The sequence below is a fragment of the Microbacterium lacusdiani genome, from assembly GCF_054779895.1.
Window position 1 is genome coordinate 83,619 of sequence record NZ_BAAGXJ010000021.1, and the last position, 17,473, is coordinate 101,091.

18 protein-coding genes are annotated in these 17,473 nt (G+C 70.8%); 11 read left to right on the forward strand and 7 right to left on the reverse strand.

The window, feature by feature from the left end; all coding sequences use genetic code 11:
* Positions 1 to 7: 7 nt before the first annotated feature.
* Complete coding sequence (rplA, locus tag ACYVGN_RS11080; RefSeq protein ID WP_134745564.1) at positions 8 to 700, forward strand: 50S ribosomal protein L1; 693 nt, start codon at positions 8 to 10, stop codon at positions 698 to 700.
* 68 nt (positions 701 to 768) lie between these two features.
* Here the strand turns inward: rplA and ACYVGN_RS11085 are convergent, their stop codons facing one another.
* Together ACYVGN_RS11085 and ACYVGN_RS11090 are read right to left on the reverse strand one after the other, a co-directional pair.
* A complete protein-coding gene (locus ACYVGN_RS11085; protein WP_460790790.1) occupies positions 769 to 1,053 on the reverse strand; it encodes an acylphosphatase in 285 nt (94 codons plus the stop codon).
* A gap of 64 nt (positions 1,054 to 1,117) precedes the next feature.
* Positions 1,118 to 1,822 carry a LysE/ArgO family amino acid transporter gene (locus tag ACYVGN_RS11090; RefSeq protein WP_460790792.1) on the reverse strand — a complete coding sequence of 235 codons (705 nt, stop codon included), beginning with the start codon at positions 1,820 to 1,822 and terminating at the stop codon, positions 1,118 to 1,120.
* Between the two features lie 75 nt (positions 1,823 to 1,897).
* On the opposite strand from ACYVGN_RS11090, the gene ACYVGN_RS11095 reads away from it, so the two are divergent.
* Positions 1,898 to 2,785: a LysR family transcriptional regulator ArgP gene (locus ACYVGN_RS11095; RefSeq protein WP_460790794.1), complete on the forward strand. Its 888-nt coding sequence runs from the start codon at positions 1,898 to 1,900 to the stop codon at positions 2,783 to 2,785.
* Between the two features lie 9 nt (positions 2,786 to 2,794).
* On the opposite strand, the gene ACYVGN_RS11100 is transcribed toward ACYVGN_RS11095, so the two are convergent.
* From ACYVGN_RS11100 to ACYVGN_RS11110, 3 genes are all read right to left on the reverse strand, one after another.
* Positions 2,795 to 3,841, reverse strand: a complete 1,047-nt coding sequence (locus ACYVGN_RS11100; protein ID WP_460790796.1) for an NADP-dependent oxidoreductase — start codon at positions 3,839 to 3,841, stop codon at positions 2,795 to 2,797.
* 119 nt (positions 3,842 to 3,960) lie between these two features.
* Positions 3,961 to 4,461: a MarR family winged helix-turn-helix transcriptional regulator gene (locus ACYVGN_RS11105; protein ID WP_134746723.1), complete on the reverse strand. Its 501-nt coding sequence runs from the start codon at positions 4,459 to 4,461 to the stop codon at positions 3,961 to 3,963.
* Positions 4,458 to 6,161, reverse strand: a complete 1,704-nt coding sequence (locus tag ACYVGN_RS11110; protein ID WP_460790797.1) for an MDR family MFS transporter — start codon at positions 6,159 to 6,161, stop codon at positions 4,458 to 4,460. The genes ACYVGN_RS11105 and ACYVGN_RS11110 overlap by 4 nt, the downstream gene beginning before the upstream one ends.
* A 174-nt stretch (positions 6,162 to 6,335) precedes the next feature.
* Here ACYVGN_RS11110 and ACYVGN_RS11115 point away from each other — a divergent pair, with 174 nt between their 5' ends.
* From ACYVGN_RS11115 to ACYVGN_RS11140, 6 genes are all read left to right on the forward strand, one after another.
* Positions 6,336 to 7,025: a YqaJ viral recombinase family protein gene (locus tag ACYVGN_RS11115; RefSeq protein ID WP_055992757.1), complete on the forward strand. Its 690-nt coding sequence runs from the start codon at positions 6,336 to 6,338 to the stop codon at positions 7,023 to 7,025.
* A gap of 271 nt (positions 7,026 to 7,296) precedes the next feature.
* The gene (rplJ, locus tag ACYVGN_RS11120) at positions 7,297 to 7,812 is read left to right on the forward strand and encodes a 50S ribosomal protein L10 (RefSeq protein WP_055992760.1); all 516 of its coding nucleotides are present in this window, start codon (positions 7,297 to 7,299) and stop codon (positions 7,810 to 7,812) included.
* 51 nt (positions 7,813 to 7,863) lie between these two features.
* Entirely contained in the window at positions 7,864 to 8,250 is a 387-nt protein-coding gene (gene rplL / locus ACYVGN_RS11125) for a 50S ribosomal protein L7/L12 (protein ID WP_055992763.1), read from the forward strand.
* 202 nt (positions 8,251 to 8,452) lie between these two features.
* Complete coding sequence (locus ACYVGN_RS11130) at positions 8,453 to 9,787, forward strand: ABC transporter substrate-binding protein (protein WP_055992766.1); 1,335 nt, start codon at positions 8,453 to 8,455, stop codon at positions 9,785 to 9,787.
* 6 nt (positions 9,788 to 9,793) lie between these two features.
* Entirely contained in the window at positions 9,794 to 10,927 is a 1,134-nt protein-coding gene (locus tag ACYVGN_RS11135) for a carbohydrate ABC transporter permease (RefSeq protein ID WP_460790799.1), read from the forward strand.
* A complete protein-coding gene (locus tag ACYVGN_RS11140) occupies positions 10,927 to 11,862 on the forward strand; it encodes a carbohydrate ABC transporter permease (protein WP_134746719.1) in 936 nt (311 codons plus the stop codon). Before ACYVGN_RS11135 ends, ACYVGN_RS11140 begins: the two co-directional genes overlap by 1 nt.
* A gap of 95 nt (positions 11,863 to 11,957) precedes the next feature.
* On the opposite strand, the gene ACYVGN_RS11145 is transcribed toward ACYVGN_RS11140, so the two are convergent.
* Positions 11,958 to 12,620 carry a DUF305 domain-containing protein gene (locus ACYVGN_RS11145; protein ID WP_134746717.1) on the reverse strand — a complete coding sequence of 221 codons (663 nt, stop codon included), beginning with the start codon at positions 12,618 to 12,620 and terminating at the stop codon, positions 11,958 to 11,960.
* 3 nt (positions 12,621 to 12,623) lie between these two features.
* Positions 12,624 to 13,307, reverse strand: coding sequence for a DUF3105 domain-containing protein (locus tag ACYVGN_RS11150; protein WP_460790801.1), 684 nt, complete (start codon positions 13,305 to 13,307; stop codon positions 12,624 to 12,626).
* A gap of 106 nt (positions 13,308 to 13,413) precedes the next feature.
* Here ACYVGN_RS11150 and ACYVGN_RS11155 point away from each other — a divergent pair, with 106 nt between their 5' ends.
* From ACYVGN_RS11155 to ACYVGN_RS11165, 3 genes are read left to right on the forward strand one after another with little or no spacing between them, the layout of a single operon-like run.
* Positions 13,414 to 14,766 carry a multidrug effflux MFS transporter gene (locus ACYVGN_RS11155; RefSeq protein ID WP_082543159.1) on the forward strand — a complete coding sequence of 451 codons (1,353 nt, stop codon included), beginning with the start codon at positions 13,414 to 13,416 and terminating at the stop codon, positions 14,764 to 14,766.
* A 22-nt stretch (positions 14,767 to 14,788) separates the two neighbouring features.
* Positions 14,789 to 15,433, forward strand: coding sequence for a phosphatase PAP2 family protein (locus ACYVGN_RS11160; RefSeq protein WP_460790803.1), 645 nt, complete (start codon positions 14,789 to 14,791; stop codon positions 15,431 to 15,433).
* A gap of 43 nt (positions 15,434 to 15,476) precedes the next feature.
* Positions 15,477 to 17,408, forward strand: a complete 1,932-nt coding sequence (locus ACYVGN_RS11165) for a helicase HerA-like domain-containing protein (RefSeq protein ID WP_460790805.1) — start codon at positions 15,477 to 15,479, stop codon at positions 17,406 to 17,408.
* Positions 17,409 to 17,473 lie beyond the last annotated feature (65 nt).

Consider the following 17,473-nt stretch of genomic DNA (forward strand, 5'->3'; position numbering starts at 1 on the left):
CACGATAATGGCTACCAAGTCCAAGGCTTACGCCGCCGCCGCCGAGAAGATCGAGGCCGGCAAGTACTACACGCCCACCGAGGCCGTCGCGCTCGCGAAGGAGACGGGCTCGAAGAATTTCGACTCGACCGTCGAGGTCGCGCTGAAGCTCTCGGTCGACCCGCGCAAGGCGGACCAGATGGTGCGCGGCACCGTCATGCTCCCGCACGGCACGGGCAAGACCGCCCGCGTCATCGTCTTCGCCAACGGCCCCGCGGCCGAGGCCGCCATCGCGGCCGGTGCGGATGAGGTCGGCGGCGCCGAGCTCATCGAGAAGGTCGCCGGCGGCTGGACCGACTTCGACGCGGCCGTCGCCGTGCCGGAGCTCATGGGCCAGGTCGGTCGTCTGGGTAAGGTCCTCGGCCCCCGCGGCCTGATGCCGAACCCCAAGACCGGCACCGTCACCCCGAACCCGGCCAAGGCGGTCGAGGAGATCAAGGGCGGCAAGATCGAGTTCCGCGTCGACAAGCACGCCAACGTGCACTTCATCGTCGGCAAGGCCTCGTTCTCGGCCGAGCAGCTGGACGCGAACCTGCAGGCCGCACTCGACGAGATCGTGCGCCTGAAGCCGTCGAGCTCGAAGGGCCGCTACATCCAGAAGGGCGCCGTGTCGACCACGTTCGGCCCCGGCATCCCGCTGGACGTCAACGCCATCGCGTGACGCACAGCGTCAGTTAGCTGAGCGACCCCGTCCGGAAGGGCGGGGTCGTTCCGCTTTCCGGGGCCGCGTCAGGCGCTGCGGCGGATCTCGAAGCCGCCGTCCTCCGGCACCGCGAAGGCCGCCCCGCCGGAGGTCTCGAGCGACTGCACCTCGGCGCCCTCGGGACCGTGCTCCACCCACGCCAGCGCCGCCTCGACGGCGCCGGCGTCGCCCGCCAGCACCGCCTCGACGGCGTCGCCGTGGCGGTTGCGCACCCACCCCGCGAGTCCGAGCCGCTGGGCCTGCTCGCGCAATCCGTAGCGGTAGCCGATGCCCTGCACCCGGCCATGGACGATCACGTGCACATGCCTCATGGATCCATGGTGGCGCGACCGGATCGCGCGCGGAAGGGCCCTTGCTTCGCGCCGTGCGCGCGGGTCAGGAGAACGCCAGGCCAGCAGCGAGAGCGAGCATCGCCACCGCGATGAGGCCGTCCAGGATGCGCCACGCGCGCGGGGAGCGGAGCCGGCGGGCGGCGAAGCGGGCGGCGACCGTGAGGAACGAGAACCAGATGGCGCTGCCGAGGATCGCGCCGAGCCCGAACGCCCAGCGCAGGTCGCCGTAGCTGGCGGACACCGACCCGACGAGGAACACCGTGTCCAGGTAGGCGTGCGGGTTCAGCCACGTGATCGCCAGGCAGGCGAGGACGGCGGGCAGCAGCGTGCCGGTCGCGGTGCGGGCCGGGCGCGTCAGCGTGGCGGTGCCGCCCCTGCCGGAGGGGGCGGGCGCGATGGCCGCCTCGGGTTCGATCTCGTCGAGGCGGATGGACTCGCGCTTGGGGCGCAGCGCGCGCCACGCGGCCGACAGCCCGTAGACGGCGAGGAACACCACGCCCGCCCAGCGGACCAGCTCGAACAGCCAGGGCAGGTGCTCGACGACGACGCCGAACCCGGCCACGCCGGCCGTGAAGAGGACGGCGTCGCTGACGAGGCACGTGATCGCCAGCGCCACGGCGTGCCGCCGCTGGACGCCCATGCGCAGCAGGAACACGTTCTGCGCGCCCGGGGCGATGATGAGCGACAGACAGAGGCCCAGGCCGGCCGCGAGCGCGGCGAGCACGGAGGAGGACGAAGCGGCGAGCACGCCTCCACGCTAGGGAGCGCGCGGGCATAATCAAAAGCGACGTTCACGATTCTGCACCAACCTAAGGAATGCTTCATGTGGATCGCCCCGGATCTCGCCGAGACGGTCGCGGCCGTCGTCGACGAGGGCAGCCTCGAGGGCGCCGCCCGCGCCCTGCGCATCACGCCGTCGGCCGTGAGCCAGCGGCTGCGGACGCTCGAAGGACAGCTCGGTCGCGTCCTCGTGGTGCGGTCGAAGCCCGCGCGGGTCACGGAGGCGGGCGCGGTCGTGGTCCGTCTGGCGCGGCAGTACGCCCTGCTGGGGCACGACGCGGGGGTCGAGCTCGGCCTGGAGGGCCCGCGGCGGATGCGCGTGCCGATCGCGGTCAACGCGGACTCCCTCGCCACCTGGTTCCTGCCGGCGCTGCAGCCCGTCCTGCGGACGCACGAGGTCGGCTTCGAGCTGCATCGCGACGATCAGGACCGAACGGCCGCGCTGCTCGAGGCCGGCACCGTGACCGCCGCCGTCACCTCCCAGCGGACGCCTATCGGCGGATGCGTCGTGACGCCGCTCGGGGTCATGACCTACGACCCGGTCGCCTCGCCCGCGTACGTGGAGCGGTGGCTGCCCGCGGGCTCGACGCTCGACGCCCTGGCGTCCGCGCCCGTGGTCGAGTTCGATCGCGGCGACGACCTGCAGCGACGGTGGCTGCAGGAGCGCGGGGTCGACCCGTCGCGTCCGCCGCGGCACTACGTGCCCGCGTCGGACGACTACGCCACGGCGATCAAGCTCGGGTTCGGATGGGGGCTGCTGCCGCCGCTGCAGGCGCAGACCGCGCTGGAGGACGGCCGGCTCGTGCGCCTCGACGGTCCGACGATCACCGTGCCCCTGTACTGGCAGCAGTGGAACCTGCGCTCGCCGCTGCTGTCGGACATCCGGGACGCGGTGGTCGTCGGCGCGCGGGCCGCGCTCGCGCCCGCCTGAGCTCGGCGATCAGCCGTCCGAGACCTGCAGCACGAGCTTGCCTCGCGTGCGCCCCGTCTCGAGGTGGCGGTGCGCGTCGGCGGCGTCCTCGAGGTCGAACACGTCCTCGATGTACACCTGGATGGCGCCGGAGTCGAGGAGCCGGCCGATCGTGCTGAGCGCGACCCCGTCCGGCACGACCTTGAACCGCGTCGCGCGCACGCCCGCGTCCGCGGCCGCCTCCGCGTAGCCGGGCCATCCGCTCGACGGCACGACCACGAGCAGGCCGCCCGGGCGGAGCACCTGGAGCGAGCGCGTCACGGTGCTCTCGTCGCCCAGCAGCGCGATCACCACGTCGACGTCGGTGGCGACCTCCTCGAACCGGGTCGTGGTGTGGTCGATCACGACGTGAGCGCCGAGCTCGCGGAGCCACGAGGCGTTGGCCGCGGACGCCGTCGCGGTCACATGAGCGCCGAAGTACGACGCGAACTGCACCGCGAAGTGGCCGACCCCGCCGGCGCCCGCGTGGATCAGGATGCGCTGGCCCTCGTGCGCGTGCGCCGTCTCGACGATGAGCTGCCAGGCGGTGAGCGCCGCCAGCGGCACGCCGGCGGCCTCGACGTGCGAGAGGGACGACGGCTTGCGGGCGAGGGAGGTCGAGGGCACCACCGCGTACTCCGCGTAGGCTCCCGCGGTGCGCGGCACGGCGGCCATCCCGAACACGGGTGTGCCGGGCGGGAGCGGGTGCGCCTCGAACGGGGACGCCACGACGACGCCGGATAGGTCGAAGCCGGGAACGACGGGGTATGAGGCGATCCCGGCGGTGACCCCGCCGCCCGCGCGCGTCTTCGCGTCGATCGGGTTCACGCCGGCGGCGACGACGCGGACGAGCACCTCGTCCATGACGGGGGAGGGGACGGGGATCGTGTCGACCCGCAGCGCGGAGGGATCGCCGGGCCCGTCGAACAGGACCGCGCGCATGTGCTCGGGCGGCGCCTCCACCGTCTCGGCGAGTGCGCCGCGCGGCGCGCGGGCGGTGGTGGTGCGTGCGGCGGAGCGCGGCGGCCGGAATCTCATCGTTTCCCCTCTTCCGAGCGTCGGGGGGATCGCGCGCCGTCGCGGATCCCGTGCCCACAGTCAATCCGGCCTTCGTCACGCCGGTGTTTCCTGGGTGCTACGGGATGCGACGGGGTCCGTCAGGCGTCTGCGGCTCCGTCTCGGTCCGGCACCTCGTCGTGGCTCAGCGCGTGCAGCAGGGCGGCGAGCCGCCGCACGTCGGCGAGGTCCCAGTGCTCGAGCGCACGGGACAGCCCGGGCTCCTCGGGCGCGCGCGCCTGCTCGAGACGGCCGCGACCGAGATCGGTCGCCTCGAGCAGGTGCGCGCGGCGGTCAGCCGGATCCGGCGTGCGCGCCACGAGCCCGAGGTCCTCCAGCTCGCGCACCGTTCGGCTGAGCTGACCCTTGTCGATCATCAGGCGCTCGGCGATGGCCGACGCCGTGACGGGGCCGGTGTCGGCGATGGCCGTGAACACCTTGTAGGCACCCGGGAGCATTCCCGGGCTCACGCGCTCGGCGCGGCGTGAGATCAGCCGCCGGACGTGGGCCATGAGCTCCGAGAACTCGAGCTCGACGGAGCGCACCGCGCTCGCGCGCTCCGACGGGTCCTCCGTCGCGCGGTCGTGCCTCCCGGCGTTCATGACCGCCGCCCGCCGCGGGGAGCGTCCGCGTCCTGAGTGGCCCGGCTCTGATCATCCGTCACCGGGATGGCGCCGGTCGCCAGCGGGACTCCCGCCTGGGCGAGCGCATCGTCGACGATCTCCTCGCCGATCCCCGCTGCGGCCTGCTCGCGCATCCGCTCCGCGTTGTTCTTGCGACCGAGCGGGATGTTGGGCAGGAACACGATGCAGAGGATGCTGAGCACGCCGAGGGGGACGCCGACAAGGAACGCATGGGCGATCGACGTGGCCGCGACCTGCTCGACGATGACGCGCACCGGCTCGGGGAGGTCGCGCGCGACCGGCATGGTGCCCGAGCGGAACTGCTCGGCGACCTCGGCGCCCCGTGCGCCGAGCCCCGCGATCGCGGTCATCAGCTCATCCCGGCGCTGGGCCAGCAGGTCGGTCATGGTGGATGCCAGGACCGACCCGATCACCGCGACGCCGGCGGTGCCGCCGATCGTGCGGAAGAAGTTGACCCCCGAGCTCGCGACGCCCATCTCCTGGGGGCGGGCGGTGTTCTGGACGACCAGCACGAGGTTCTGCATGGTCATGCCCATCCCGGCGCCGAGCAGGAACATGTAGAGGCCGACCAGTGCCAGATGGGTGTCGGCCGTCAGGGTGGCCAGCAGGCCGTTGCCGATCGTCATGACGACGGCGCCGATCACGAGGTAGCGCTTCCACGCGCCGAAGCGGGTCACGAGCTGGCCCACGACCGTCGAGCAGATCAGCATGCCGGCGGCCATCGGGATGGTCATCAGCCCCGCGCCGGTCGGGTCGAAGCCGCGCGCCATCTGGAAGTACTGGCCCAGGTACACCGCCGTGCCGAACATCGCGACGCCGATCGAGATGGATGCCAGCACCGCCAGCGTGAACGTGCGGTTGCGGAAGAGGCTCAGGGGCACGAGAGGCTCCGCGGCACGGGTCTCCACCCAGATGAACAGCGCCGTCGCGACGATCGCGCCGCCCACCATGACGTACGTCTCGGTGCTCAGCCAGCCGTAGTCCTTGACGTTCGTCACCCAGATGAGCAGCAGGCTGGAGGCGACCGAGAGCAGCACGATGCCGAGGTAGTCGATGCGGACGCGGCGGTTGGCGCGCGGCGCCAGCGTGAGCGTCTTCACGATCACCGCGAAGGCGATGAGGCCCAGCGGGATGCCGACGAAGAAGTTCCAGTGCCAGCCGACCGTGTCGGTGAGCACGCCGCCGATGATCGGGCCGCCGACCGTGGAGACGCCCATCACGACGCCGAACAGTCCCATGTACTTGCCGCGCTCGCGCGGGCTGATGATGTCGGCCATGATGACCTGGCTCAGCGCGGCGACGCCGCCGGCGCCGACGCCCTGGAAGGCGCGCGCTGCGATGAGCATCCCGGGGCTCTGGGCGAAGCCCGCCACGGCGCTCGCCGCGAGGAACAGTGTGAGCGCGACGAGGACGAGGACCTTGCGGTTCGTGAGATCCGCGAGCTTGCCCCAGATGGGCGTCGAGATCGCGGTCGTGAGCAGCGATGCGGTGACCACCCACGTGTAGTCGGTCTGCGTCCCGCCCAGGTCGGGGACGATGATCGGCAGCGAGGTGCCGACGATGGTGTTGGCCATCATCGACGCGAACATCGCCAGCAGGAGGCCGGAGATGGCCTCGAGGACCTGGCGATGGGACATGCGGGGGGATGCGTCGGTCATGCGACCCTTTCCTGCGATTCCAACGGAGAGGCGCGGCGACATCGGCGCACAGAAAGTTGCGAGAGGTCAACTATAGGCGTGTTCGTTGACTTTTCGCAACCATTCGGTCTGCGGGCTCCAGGTCGCTCGGCGTTGCGGTCGAGGGGTGTCGCTGGGCGGGGTTAGGGTCGTCGGGTGACACCCGAACTGCAGGCCCGGATCCTCGCGGACTCCCGCGACCGGGTGGGGTGGCTGCGCGCGCGTTCGCGTGGCATCACGGCGACGGATGTCGCGATGCTCACGGCGAGCGAGGTCTCCATCAAGCGCGCGGCGGACCAGAAGCTGATGGGTTCGCGCTTCTCGGGCAATGCGTACACCGACCACGGGCGGCGCCGCGAGCCCGAGATCGCCGCGTGGATCGCGGCCACCCATGGCATCCAGCCCTCGAGCGCGCTGTTCCATGCGGTGGTCGAGAAGCGGCACCTGGCGACTCCGGACGGCATCGGCGTCGACGGGCAGGGTCGCGTCTCGCTCGCCGAGATCAAGACCACGAACAAGTCGTGGCGCTCCATCCCGCGCAGCTATCTGCGCCAGGTCTGGTGGCAGCAGCACGTGCTGGGCGCGGAGCGGACCCTGTTCGTCTGGGAGGAGCACCGCGACTTCCAGCCGCTGCACGACGAGCCGCGCTGCACCTGGATCGACCGTGACGACCGCGAGATCGCGCAGCTCGTGCGCCTCGCCACGCGCCTGATCGACGAGCTCTACCAGCGCACCACGGGACGCCGGGTCACGCCGGCGCCGCTCGACGGCCCGGCCGCGCCGCCGTCGAACCGCGAGGCGCTCCGCGAGCGCGACATGTTCCGCGCCCTCGCCCTCTCCGACTGACCCGAGTGCGGCAGGCGCCGGGCGGCGTCGGGAGCGGTGCGTGCGGTGTGGTAGCCTTGGGGAAGCCGAAGACCGCCGGTCATCGTGATGCGCGCAAGCGCGGAGCGATCGAAGCACTGCTATGCAGGGGCCCGCGCAGGTGTCACGAACGATACATCCGGATTCCGGATCCCCGCTCCGTGCGCTTGCGCCGGAGCGTTTCTGCGTTTCGGGGCGGGCTCGGTCGGTTCCCCACCACCGTGGGGCACCTCGTTCACATCAAGGAGTGGCCATGGCGCAGAAGGAAGCATCGGTCGCCGAGCTCACGAAGTCTTTCGAGAACTCGAGCGCCGTCCTGCTGACCGAGTACCGCGGTCTGACGGTTGCCCAGCTCAAGGAGCTGCGCAACAGCATCCGTCAGGACGCGGAGTTCGCCGTGGTGAAGAACACGCTGACCAAGATCGCCGCGAACAACGTGGGGATCTCGGCGCTGGACGACGAGCTCAAGGGCCCGTCCGCCATCGCCTTCGTGCACGGTGACCCTGTCGCCGTCGCCAAGGGTCTGCGCGCCTTCGCCAAGGCACACCCTCTTCTGGTGATCAAGGGCGGCTACTTCGATGGCAAGCCCCTGACCGCCGAGGAGGTCGGCAAGCTCGCCGACCTCGAGAGCCGTGAGGTTCTGCTCGCCAAGACGGCGGGCCTCCTCAAGGCCTCGATGGCGAAGGCTGCCGCCCTCTTCCAGGCACCGCTCTCGAAGACCGTGCGCACGGTCGAGGCGCTGCGTGAGAAGCAGGAGACCGCGGCCTGACAGGCCGTGCGATAAGCACCCCCGAAACCCCGAATAACTAGGAGATACATCATGGCGAAGCTCAGCACCGAGGAGCTGCTCGACGCGTTCAAGGAGCTCACGCTCATCGAGCTCAGCGAGTTCGTGAAGGCCTTCGAGGAGACCTTCGACGTCACCGCCGCCGCGCCCGTCGCGGTTGCCGCCGCGGGCCCCGCCGGTGGCGCCCCCGCCGAGGAGGCCGAGGAGAAGGACTCGTTCGACGTGGTCCTCGAGGCCGCCGGTGACAAGAAGATCCAGGTCATCAAGGTCGTCCGCGAGCTCACCTCGCTCGGCCTCGGCGAGGCGAAGGCCGTCGTCGACGGCGCCCCCAAGGCTGTCATCGAGGGCGCGAACAAGGAGACCGCCGAGAAGGCGAAGGCCGCCCTCGAGGAGGCCGGCGCGACGGTCACCCTCAAGTAATCCGCTTCGGATCCACTTCTTCGAAGGCCCCGGGATGTCCCGGGGCCTTCGTCGTGTCCCGGCGCCGGTGCGACAGCGCTTTCGGTATATCCGCCACGGTTATGTATCGGTTGTCGCGTGGGACGTTGTGCTCCCCGGACGGTGCTCCTAGTTTTGGGGGTCTACGGTCCGTTTGATCGTGACAACACGACGGGAGCAGACGATGTTTACTGCAGTTCGAAAGAGGGCGATCCTCTCCACCGCGGGGATCGGATTCACCGCGCTCACGCTGGCCGCGTGCACCAGCGGCCCGGGTGTCTCCAACGGCGGCGGCGGTGGGGGCGGCGACGGCGAGAGCGCCGAGGTCACCGTCTACGGCACGATCGTGGATGCCGAGGCGGAGCTCCTCGAGCAGTCCTGGGCGGACTGGGAGGAGGAGAACGGCATCGACATCGTCTACGAGGGCTCGCAGGAGTTCGAGGCGCAGATCGCCGTGCGCGCGCAGGGCGGCAACCCGCCGGACCTGGCGATCTTCCCGCAGCCGGGCCTCCTGGCCGACATGGCCAGCCGCGGCTACCTGCTCGAGGCGCCCGAGGGCGTGGTCTCCAACCTCCGCGAGCACTGGGCCGAGGACTGGGAGGGCTACGCGTCCTTCGACGGCACGGTCTACGGCGCGCCGCTGATGGCCAACGTGAAGGGCTGGATCTGGTACCAGCCGGCGTTCTTCGAGGAGAACGGCTACGAGGTCCCGACCGACTGGCAGGGTCTTCTCGACCTGACCCAGCAGATGGTCGACGACCACGGTCAGCCGCCGTGGTGCGCCGGCTTCGGCTCGGACGCCGCGACCGGATGGCCCGGCACCGACTGGATCGAGGACCTCGTCCTGCGCCAGGCCGGACCGGACGTGTACGACCAGTGGGTCGCGCACGAGGTGCCCTTCACCGACCCGCAGATCCAGGCCGCGTTCGACGAGACGGCGAAGATCCTGCTCAACCCGGAGTACGTCAACGCGGGCTTCGGCGACGTCTCCTCGATCGGCTCCACGCCGTTCGGCGACGTGGCGAACGCGCTCGTGTCGGGTGACTGCAAGCTGACGCACCAGGCGTCGTTCCTCGACGGCTTCATCGTGGACGCCGGCGGCGAGGTGGGCGAGGACGGCGACGTCTGGGCCTTCATGCTGCCGCCGTTCGAGTCGGGTGCCGAGGGCGAGGTCGTCACCGGTGGCGGCGAGATCGTCGGCGCGTTCAGCGACGACGAGGCGACCGTCAAGGTGCAGGAGTACCTGTCGAGCCCCGAGTGGGCCAACTCGCGCGTCTCGCTCGGCGGCGTGATCAGCGCCAACAAGGGCCTCGACCCCGCCAACGCGCAGAGCGCCATCCTGCAGGCGGCGATCGAGATCCTGCAGAACGAGGAGACCACGTTCCGCTTCGACGGCTCCGACCTGATGCCTTCGGCCGTGGGTGCGGGCTCGTTCTGGCAGGGCATGCGCGACTGGGTGAACGGCACGCCCACGGATCAGGTGCTCGAGCAGATCGAGTCGGGCTGGCCGGCTGAATAGCCCGACATGGCCGACTTCTTCGGATGGCTGAGCACGCTCTCGCCGTGGCTCGAGATCCCGATCATCATCGGGGTGTTCGTGCTCGCGGTGGGTGTGCTGCTCTTCTTCATCGAGATCGCGCCGCGCGCGGGCCGGGCGTACACCATCGCCCGGCTCGCCGCCTGCGTCCTGATCCCGCTCGGGATCATGTGGGCGCTGCAGTCGTGGTGGTGGGCGATCGCCGCCGCGGGAGTGCTGGGTCTGCTGTTCTTCTGGCTCGACCAGCGCTCCCGCGGGGGCGTCGGCTCGCTGTTCCAGCTGTTCGGCTTCCTCGCCCCTGCGCTCGCCCTGCTGCTGGTAGGCCTCGTCCTGCCGGTGATCCAGACCCTCGTCGCCTCTACCATGAACTCCCGGGGAACCGCGTTCGTGGGGCTCGACAACTTCGTGTGGATCCTCACGCAGCCGCAGGGCATCCGGACGATCGTGAACACGATCGTGTGGGTGCTGATCGCGCCCGTGGTCTCGACCGTGATCGGGCTCGTGTACGCGTACTTCATCGACAAGACACGGGGTGAGAAGGTCTACAAGATCCTCGTGTTCCTGCCGATGGCGATCTCGTTCGTGGGCGCGTCGATCATCTGGCGCTTCATGTACACGGCGCGTCCGGTGGATGCGGAGCAGATCGGCTTCGTGAATCAGATCATCGTCTGGCTCGGAGGCAGTCCGGTGCCGTTCCTGCAGGTGCAGCCCTGGAACACGCTCGCGCTCATCGTCGTGTTCGTCTGGATCTACACCGGGTTCGCCATGGTGGTGCTCTCGGCGGCGATCAAGGGCGTGCCCACGGAGCAGCTGGAGGCCGCCGAGCTCGATGGCGCCAACGGCTACGAGCGGTTCATGAACGTCGTGGTGCCGGGGATCCGGCCGTCGCTGATCGTCGTGCTGACGACCATCGCGATCGCGTCGATGAAGATCTTCGACATCGTCCGAACGATGACCGCAGGCGCGAACAACACGTCCGTGCTGGCGAACGAGATGTACCAGCAGTTCCGCAGCTTCGAGCCGGGCAGGTCGGCGGCGTACGCCGTGATCCTGTTCATCCTCGTGCTGCCGCTGGTCATCTACAACGCCAGGCAGCTCAAGGCCCAGAGGGAGGTGCGCTGATGACCGCGACCGAGCTGATCACGACCGGCCGCAAGGCGAAGGCGCCCGCCTTCGGGGAAGCCAAGCGGCGGCTGACGTCGCCGTGGGCGACGCTCGCGGCGATCATCATCGCGGCGATCTGGACGATCCCGACCTTCGGCATCCTGGTCTCCTCGTTCCGCCCACGGGTGGAGATCCAGACCACCGGATGGTGGACGGCCCTGCAGAACTGGGGCTGGACGACGGAGAACTACGTCGAGGCGCTCAACACCTCGACGGGCGGGCTCAGCCTACTGGGCGCGTTCGTGAACTCGTTCGCGATCACGCTGCCGTCGGCGATCATCCCGCTGATCCTCGCGACGCTGGCCGCGTACGGCTTCGCGTGGATGGAGTTCCGCGGCAAGAACCTGCTGTTCGTGCTGGTGTTCGCCCTCCAGATCGTCCCGATCCAGATGGCGTTCATCCCGCTGCTGCAGCTGTTCTCGCAGGGCGAGCTGTTCGGCTTCCCGATCATCCAGGCGTTCTCGGAGCAGGCCGGCTACGCGCAGGTCTGGATCGCGCACACGATCTTCGGACTGCCGCTGGCGATCTTCCTGCTGCACAACTTCATCGCCCAGATCCCCGGGGAGGTGATCGAGGCGGCCCGCGTGGACGGCGCCGGGCACGGGCAGATCTTCTTCCGCATCGTGCTCCCGCTGAGCATGCCGGCCATCGCCTCGTTCGCGATCTTCCAGTTCCTGTGGGTCTGGAACGACCTGCTGGTGGCCTTGATCTTCGCCGACGGCAACGTGGCGCCGATCACGAAGCTGCTGGCGCAGATGGTGGGTCAGCGCGGCGAGGACTGGCACCTGCTCACGGCCGGCGCGTTCATCGCGATCATCGTGCCGCTGCTGGTGTTCCTGTTCCTGCAGCGCTACTTCGTGCGCGGCCTGCTGGCCGGCTCCGCCAAGGGGTGAGCGCGAAGGGCTGACGAGACGGAAGGCCCCCGGGATCCGCGCGGAGCGCACGGGTCCCGGGGGCCTTCTTCATGCGCCGGATGCGCCGGAGCGCGTCAGTCGCAGGCGAGGCGGGCGCGTACCGACTCCAGTGCCTGGATCTCGCGCTCCTGCGACTCGGCCATGCCCTCGGCGGTGCGCAGCACGATCGGGTCGCCGCCGAGGCGCTGGATGGCGTCCACCATCTCGATCGCGCCGGTGTGGTGCCGGATCATCAGCTCCGTGAAGAGGCAGTCCTGCTCGGCGCCGGTCGCGGCCCGCAGCTCGTCGAGCTCGGCGTCGCTCGCCATGCCCATCTCGGCTCGCAGCTCGTCCTCGCTCGCTGGCTCGCCCGTCGATCCGCCGTGGTCGTGGCCACCGTCCTCGGCCATCCACGCCATGAGCGGATCCGAGCCGCGCTGGGGGAGACCCCAGTTGACGATCCAGCCGAACATCTGGCCGGACTGCTGCGCCTGCGCGGTCGCGATGTCGTACGAGATGAGGCGCAGCTCCTCGTCCGAGGTGGCGCGGTACTCGATCATCGCCATCTCGACCGCCTGGGCGTGGTGCACCTGCATGTCGCGCGCGAAGCCGACGTCGGCCGCGTTCGGGCCCGGCTCGGCGCCGCCGAAGGTCGAGAACCGGCCGATCGCGAAGGCGGTGCCGCCGACGAGCAGGATGCCGAGCGCGATCAGCGCCCAGGGACGCGGCCGGTACGGCGCGGTCTCCTCATCCGACATGGGTCAGATCTTGCCGGGGCCCTCGATGCCCGTGCACGAGGCGCCCAGCTCGGGGGCCGTGCCGCCCTGCCAGTACTCCTCGATGAACTGGGCGATGCGCGGGTCGTCGACCGAGTCGACCTTGAGCTGGTGCTCCCAGGCGCTGACGGCGATGGGGGTGTCGAGCCCCTCGTAGGGCGAGACGATCGCGTAGGTGCGCGGCGCCAGGGCCCGCAGCGCGTCGAGGTCGGCGCCCTGCACGACCGCGGGGTCGTAGGTGATCCACACCGCGCCGTGCTCGAGCGAGTGCACCGCGTTCTCGTTCGGCTGCGGCTCCGTGTACACGCCGCAGCTCAGCCACGCGCTGTTGTGCGGGCCGCCCGCGGGCGGGTTCTGCTCGTAGTCGACGACGCCGTCGACGTGGTCGGACTCGAGCTCGAACGTCTCGACGCCCTCGATCTCCACGCCTTCGCTGCCGGCCGTGTAGCTGCGCGGGGCGGTGACGAGCGAGGCCACGACGATCGCGGCCACGGCGAGGACCGCCGTGCCGCCGACGATCCACCACACGAGCTTGCCGCGCTGGCGCTTCTTCAGCTGACGCTGGTACTCGGCCAGCTTCTCCTGACGCTTCGCCTCACGCTGCTGCTTGGCGGTCTGCTGGAGCTGAGCCTGCTTGGCCGGATTGCCGGAACGCGGGGTGGAGGGCATAACAGAATCGTATGCGGTGCCGCTTGGGATCCGCTCAGTGGGACCGGTCCCCGGGGCGCCACCGCGGGCGTAGCATGTATGTTTCCGCCGCCGACGAAAGCCTGCCGTGCCTGACGCCTCGAACCCGCGCACCGATTCGATCTCCCTCCCCTTCACCGGCCCCATCCCGATCCCGCCCGCCACCGGCGCGATCCGCACGCTCGGACCCGATCCGGCGACCGCGCCGATCGTCCTGCACCCGGGCGATGCGATCCCGGCGTCGCGCCGTCTCCTGTACGTGCTGCTGCTCGGCGCGCTGACCGCCCTCGGGCCCTTCACGGTGGACCTGTACCTGCCGGCGTTCCCCCTGCTGCAGGACGCGTTCGCGACGGACGAGGCGGCCATCCAGCTCACCCTGACCGGCACGATGATCGGCTTCGCCTTCGGGCAGCTGCTGGTCGGGCCGCTCAGCGACACGGTCGGGCGGCGGCTGCCGCTGCTGCTCGCCACCGCGCTCCATGTCGTGGCGAGCATGACCGCGGCGGTCGCGCCGAACCTGGCGCTGCTCGGGGCGTCGCGAGTCGCGATGGGCTTCGGCGCGGCCGCGGGCGCGGTCGCGGCCATGGCGATCGTGCGCGACCTGTTCGGCGGCAAGCGCCTGGTCGTCATGCTGTCGCGGCTCGCGCTCGTGACCGGCGTCGCGCCCGTGGTCGCCCCGCTCATCGGCTCGATGCTGCTCGGGGTGATGCCCTGGGAGGGCATCTTCTGGGTGCTCGCCGCCTACGGCGCGCTCATGCTCCTCGCGGCCCTGTTCGTGATCCCGGAGACCCTGCCGCGCGAGCGACGGCACGAGCGCGGCGCGAGCACCGTGTGGCAGCGCTATCGCTCGGTGCTGACGGACCGCGTGTACGTCGGCCTGCTGATCATCGGAGGCCTGACCTTCGCGGGGCTGTTCTCGTACCTGTCGGCCTCGCCGTTCCTGTTCCAGGAGAGCTACGGCTTCGACGAGGTGCAGTACGGGCTGCTGTTCGCGAGCAACTCCCTGGGCCTCGTGGTCGGCAACCAGGTCGCCGCCCGCCTCGCGGCGCGCTTCGGGCCGCAGTGGGTGCTTGCGTTCTCGACCGTCGTGCTCGTCGTCTCGGCGACGCTGATCGTGGTCTTCGACCAGCTGGGACTGGGGCTGTGGGGCACCGCGATCCCGCTGTGGTTCTTCATGACCGCGTGCGGGTTCACGTTCCCGTGCGTGCAGGTGCTGGCGCTGGACCGCCACGGCAAGGCCGCGGGCACGGCGGCCTCGCTGCTCGGCGCGAGCAACGCGGGCGTCGCGGGGCTCATCTCGCCGATCGTCGGCGCGGTCGCCGGGCCCGAGGGCATCACGGGCACGTCCATGGCCGTCGTCATGATCGGATGCGCGCTCGTCGCCGTGATCACGCTCTGGGCGGTCGTGCGGCCGCGTACGGTCGAGATGCTGAACCCCTGACGCGACCGAGGAGGAGGGCCGGATGAGCCGCGGCGAAGCGCGCCCCCGACGCACGTGGATGTGGTGGGGCCTGGGTCTGCTCGCGGGCGGTCTGGCGGTCGGCGCCGTCCTGCAGATCCCCGGCATGGACCCGACGCCGGTCGACATCTGGTGGGACGCCGTCCTGTCGGCCACCCCGGACGGACCCGCGCTCCGGCTCTCGCTCCTCATGGACACCGTGGGAGGCGGGCGCTACGCGATCCTGTGGGTGCCGCTCGCGATCCTCGCACTGCTGCTCGCGCTGAAGCGGCCCTGGGCCGCGGGGTACTTCGCCGTCGCGCTCCTCGTGAGCGCCGGGCTCGTGCAGGTGCTCAAGCACGTGCTGGGGCGCGCCCGGCCCGAGGACATCCTGGTGACCGTGGATGTCGGGTCGTTCCCGTCTGGCCACGTCGCCAACGCCGCCACGCTGGGTATCGCGCTGTGGGTCATCCTGCCCCGGCCGTGGATGGCGGCGATCGCGGGCGTCTGGATAGCCGTCATGGCGTTCTCGCGCACGTACCTGTCGGCGCACTGGCTCACCGACACGGTCGGCGGCGCGCTGATCGGCGCCGGAGCCGCGCTGCTGGTCGCCGTCGCGTTCTCGCGGGGCCTTGTCGTGGAGCGGCGCGCTCGCCGCGGACGGGGCTGACGCGCCCTCTCACCACGCGGCCGGCCGTCGCTAGGCTGGCGGCATGACCGCCGAGAAGGATCCCGCCGTCCTCGCCGCCGAGGCCGAGCTCGCCCGCCTGCAGGCCGAAGCCGAGGCCGCTGAAGCCGCCCTGCGCGCCGCCGAGGCGAAAGCGAGGCTCGCCGCCGCCCAGGCCGCCGCTGCGCAGGGGGAGGCAGGGGAGGCCGCGGATCCGGAGACCGCTCCGGCCGATCCCGTGCCCGGGGCGGAGACCGCCGCGGGGGACGCTCCCGAAGCCGTGGAGCAGGCTCCGGCGGACACGGCCTCGTCCGAGCCGGCGGACCCGGCCTCGTCCGAGCCGGCGGAACGCGCTGCGAAGACCGAGGGCCCGCTCGATGCGGACGCCGTGCGGGCGATCGTCGACGGGTACACGTTCGAGACCATGACGCTCGACATCGGCGCGCTCGTCAACGGGGAGCCGCTGCCCGAGGCCCAGATCCGGATCCCGCTCGGCATGCTGAACCGCCACGGACTCGTGGCGGGCGCCACCGGCACGGGCAAGACCCGGACCCTCCAGGGGCTCGCCGAGCAGCTGGCGGCCAAGGGCGTGCCGGTGTTCGCCGCCGACATCAAGGGCGATCTGTCGGGCATGGCCACGCCGGGCCAGCCGAGCGAGAAGCTCCTGGCCCGCACGAAGGGCATCGGGCAGGACTGGAAGCCCGAGGCGGCCGCGGTCGAGTACTTCGCGCTGGGCGGCATCGGCAAGGGCGTGCCGGTGCGCGCGACCGTGACCGGCTTCGGCCCGCTGCTGCTGTCGAAGGTCCTCGGGCTCAACGACACGCAGGAGTCGAGCCTGGGGCTCGTCTTCCACTACGCCGACAAGAACGGGCTGCCGCTCGTCGACCTCGAGGACCTTCGGTCGGTGCTGACGTACCTGACCAGCGACGAGGGCAAGACCGAGCTGAAGGAGCTCGGCGGGCTCTCGAGCGCGACCGCGGGCGTCATCCTGCGCGAGCTCATCACGTTTGCCGAGGGCGGCGCCGACGTGTTCTTCGGCGAGCCGGAGTTCGACGTCGCCGACTTCCTGCGGATGGCGCCCGACGGGCGGGGATTCGTGTCGCTGCTCGAGGTGCCGGGCGTCGCGGACCGGCCCGAACTGTTCTCGACCTTCCTGATGTATCTGCTGGCCGAACTGTTCGAGATCCTCCCCGAGGTCGGCGACCCCGAGAAGCCGAAGCTCGTGTTCTTCTTCGACGAGGCGCACCTGCTCTTCAAGGACGCGTCCAAGGACTTCCTCGCGGCCATCACCCAGACCGTGCGCCTGATCCGCTCGAAGGGCGTCGGGGTGTTCTTCGTGACGCAGACGCCCAAGGACGTGCATCCGGATGTGCTCGCGCAGCTGGGGTCGCGCGTGCAGCACCAGCTGCGGGCGTTCACACCGGACGATGCCAAGGCGTTGCGGGCGACCGTGGGGACGTACCCGAAGTCGGGATACGACCTCGAGCGCGTGCTCCAGGAACTCGGCACCGGCGAGGCGATCGTGACCGTGATGAGCGAGAAGGGCGCGCCGACACCGGTCGCGTGGACGCGCGTGCGCGCGCCGCAGGGCCTCATGGAGCCGGCGCCCGAGGCGCAGATCGACGCGGCCGTGGCCGCGTCGCCGCTCACGCCCAAGTACGGGGAGCGGGTCGACCGCGAGTCGGCGTACGAGATCCTGACGGCCAAGATGAGCGCGGCCGACGCCGCGGCTCGGCAGGCCGAGGTCGACGCCGAGCTGGCGAAGCAGCAGGCCGAGCTCGCGAAGGCGAACGCCGCCGCCGAGCGGAAGGCGCAGCAGGAGTACGAGCGCCTGCTCAAGAAGACCTCGGGCGGCTCGCGGCGCACGTCGTCGCGCGCCGAGAAGTCGACGATCGAGAAGGTGCTCGGCTCGCGGACCACGCAGTCGCTGATCAACAGCGTGATCCGCGGCATCTTCGGCACCGGCCGGCGCCGCTAGGTGTACTCGGTCATGAGGTTGGTGACACCCGGCTGATCGGGGGTCGGCCGCCGCAGGCGGTGTGT

Bases quoted from the DNA above. Each gene is read 5' to 3' on its own strand.
- rplA (WP_134745564.1), top strand. From the start codon at position 8: ATGGCTACCAAGTCCAAGGCTTACGCCGCCGCCGCCGAGAAGATCGAG.
- ACYVGN_RS11085 (WP_460790790.1), bottom strand. From the start codon at position 1,053: ATGAGGCATGTGCACGTGATCGTCCATGGCCGGGTGCAGGGCATCGGC.
- ACYVGN_RS11095 (WP_460790794.1), top strand. From the start codon at position 1,898: ATGTGGATCGCCCCGGATCTCGCCGAGACGGTCGCGGCCGTCGTCGAC.
- ACYVGN_RS11100 (WP_460790796.1), bottom strand. From the start codon at position 3,841: ATGAGATTCCGGCCGCCGCGCTCCGCCGCACGCACCACCACCGCCCGC.
- ACYVGN_RS11105 (WP_134746723.1), bottom strand. From the start codon at position 4,461: ATGAACGCCGGGAGGCACGACCGCGCGACGGAGGACCCGTCGGAGCGC.
- ACYVGN_RS11110 (WP_460790797.1), bottom strand. From the start codon at position 6,161: ATGACCGACGCATCCCCCCGCATGTCCCATCGCCAGGTCCTCGAGGCC.
- rplJ (WP_055992760.1), top strand. From the start codon at position 7,297: ATGGCGCAGAAGGAAGCATCGGTCGCCGAGCTCACGAAGTCTTTCGAG.
- rplL (WP_055992763.1), top strand. From the start codon at position 7,864: ATGGCGAAGCTCAGCACCGAGGAGCTGCTCGACGCGTTCAAGGAGCTC.
- ACYVGN_RS11130 (WP_055992766.1), top strand. From the start codon at position 8,453: ATGTTTACTGCAGTTCGAAAGAGGGCGATCCTCTCCACCGCGGGGATC.
- ACYVGN_RS11135 (WP_460790799.1), top strand. From the start codon at position 9,794: ATGGCCGACTTCTTCGGATGGCTGAGCACGCTCTCGCCGTGGCTCGAG.
- ACYVGN_RS11140 (WP_134746719.1), top strand. From the start codon at position 10,927: ATGACCGCGACCGAGCTGATCACGACCGGCCGCAAGGCGAAGGCGCCC.
- ACYVGN_RS11145 (WP_134746717.1), bottom strand. From the start codon at position 12,620: ATGTCGGATGAGGAGACCGCGCCGTACCGGCCGCGTCCCTGGGCGCTG.
- ACYVGN_RS11150 (WP_460790801.1), bottom strand. From the start codon at position 13,307: ATGCCCTCCACCCCGCGTTCCGGCAATCCGGCCAAGCAGGCTCAGCTC.
- ACYVGN_RS11160 (WP_460790803.1), top strand. From the start codon at position 14,789: ATGAGCCGCGGCGAAGCGCGCCCCCGACGCACGTGGATGTGGTGGGGC.
- ACYVGN_RS11165 (WP_460790805.1), top strand. From the start codon at position 15,477: ATGACCGCCGAGAAGGATCCCGCCGTCCTCGCCGCCGAGGCCGAGCTC.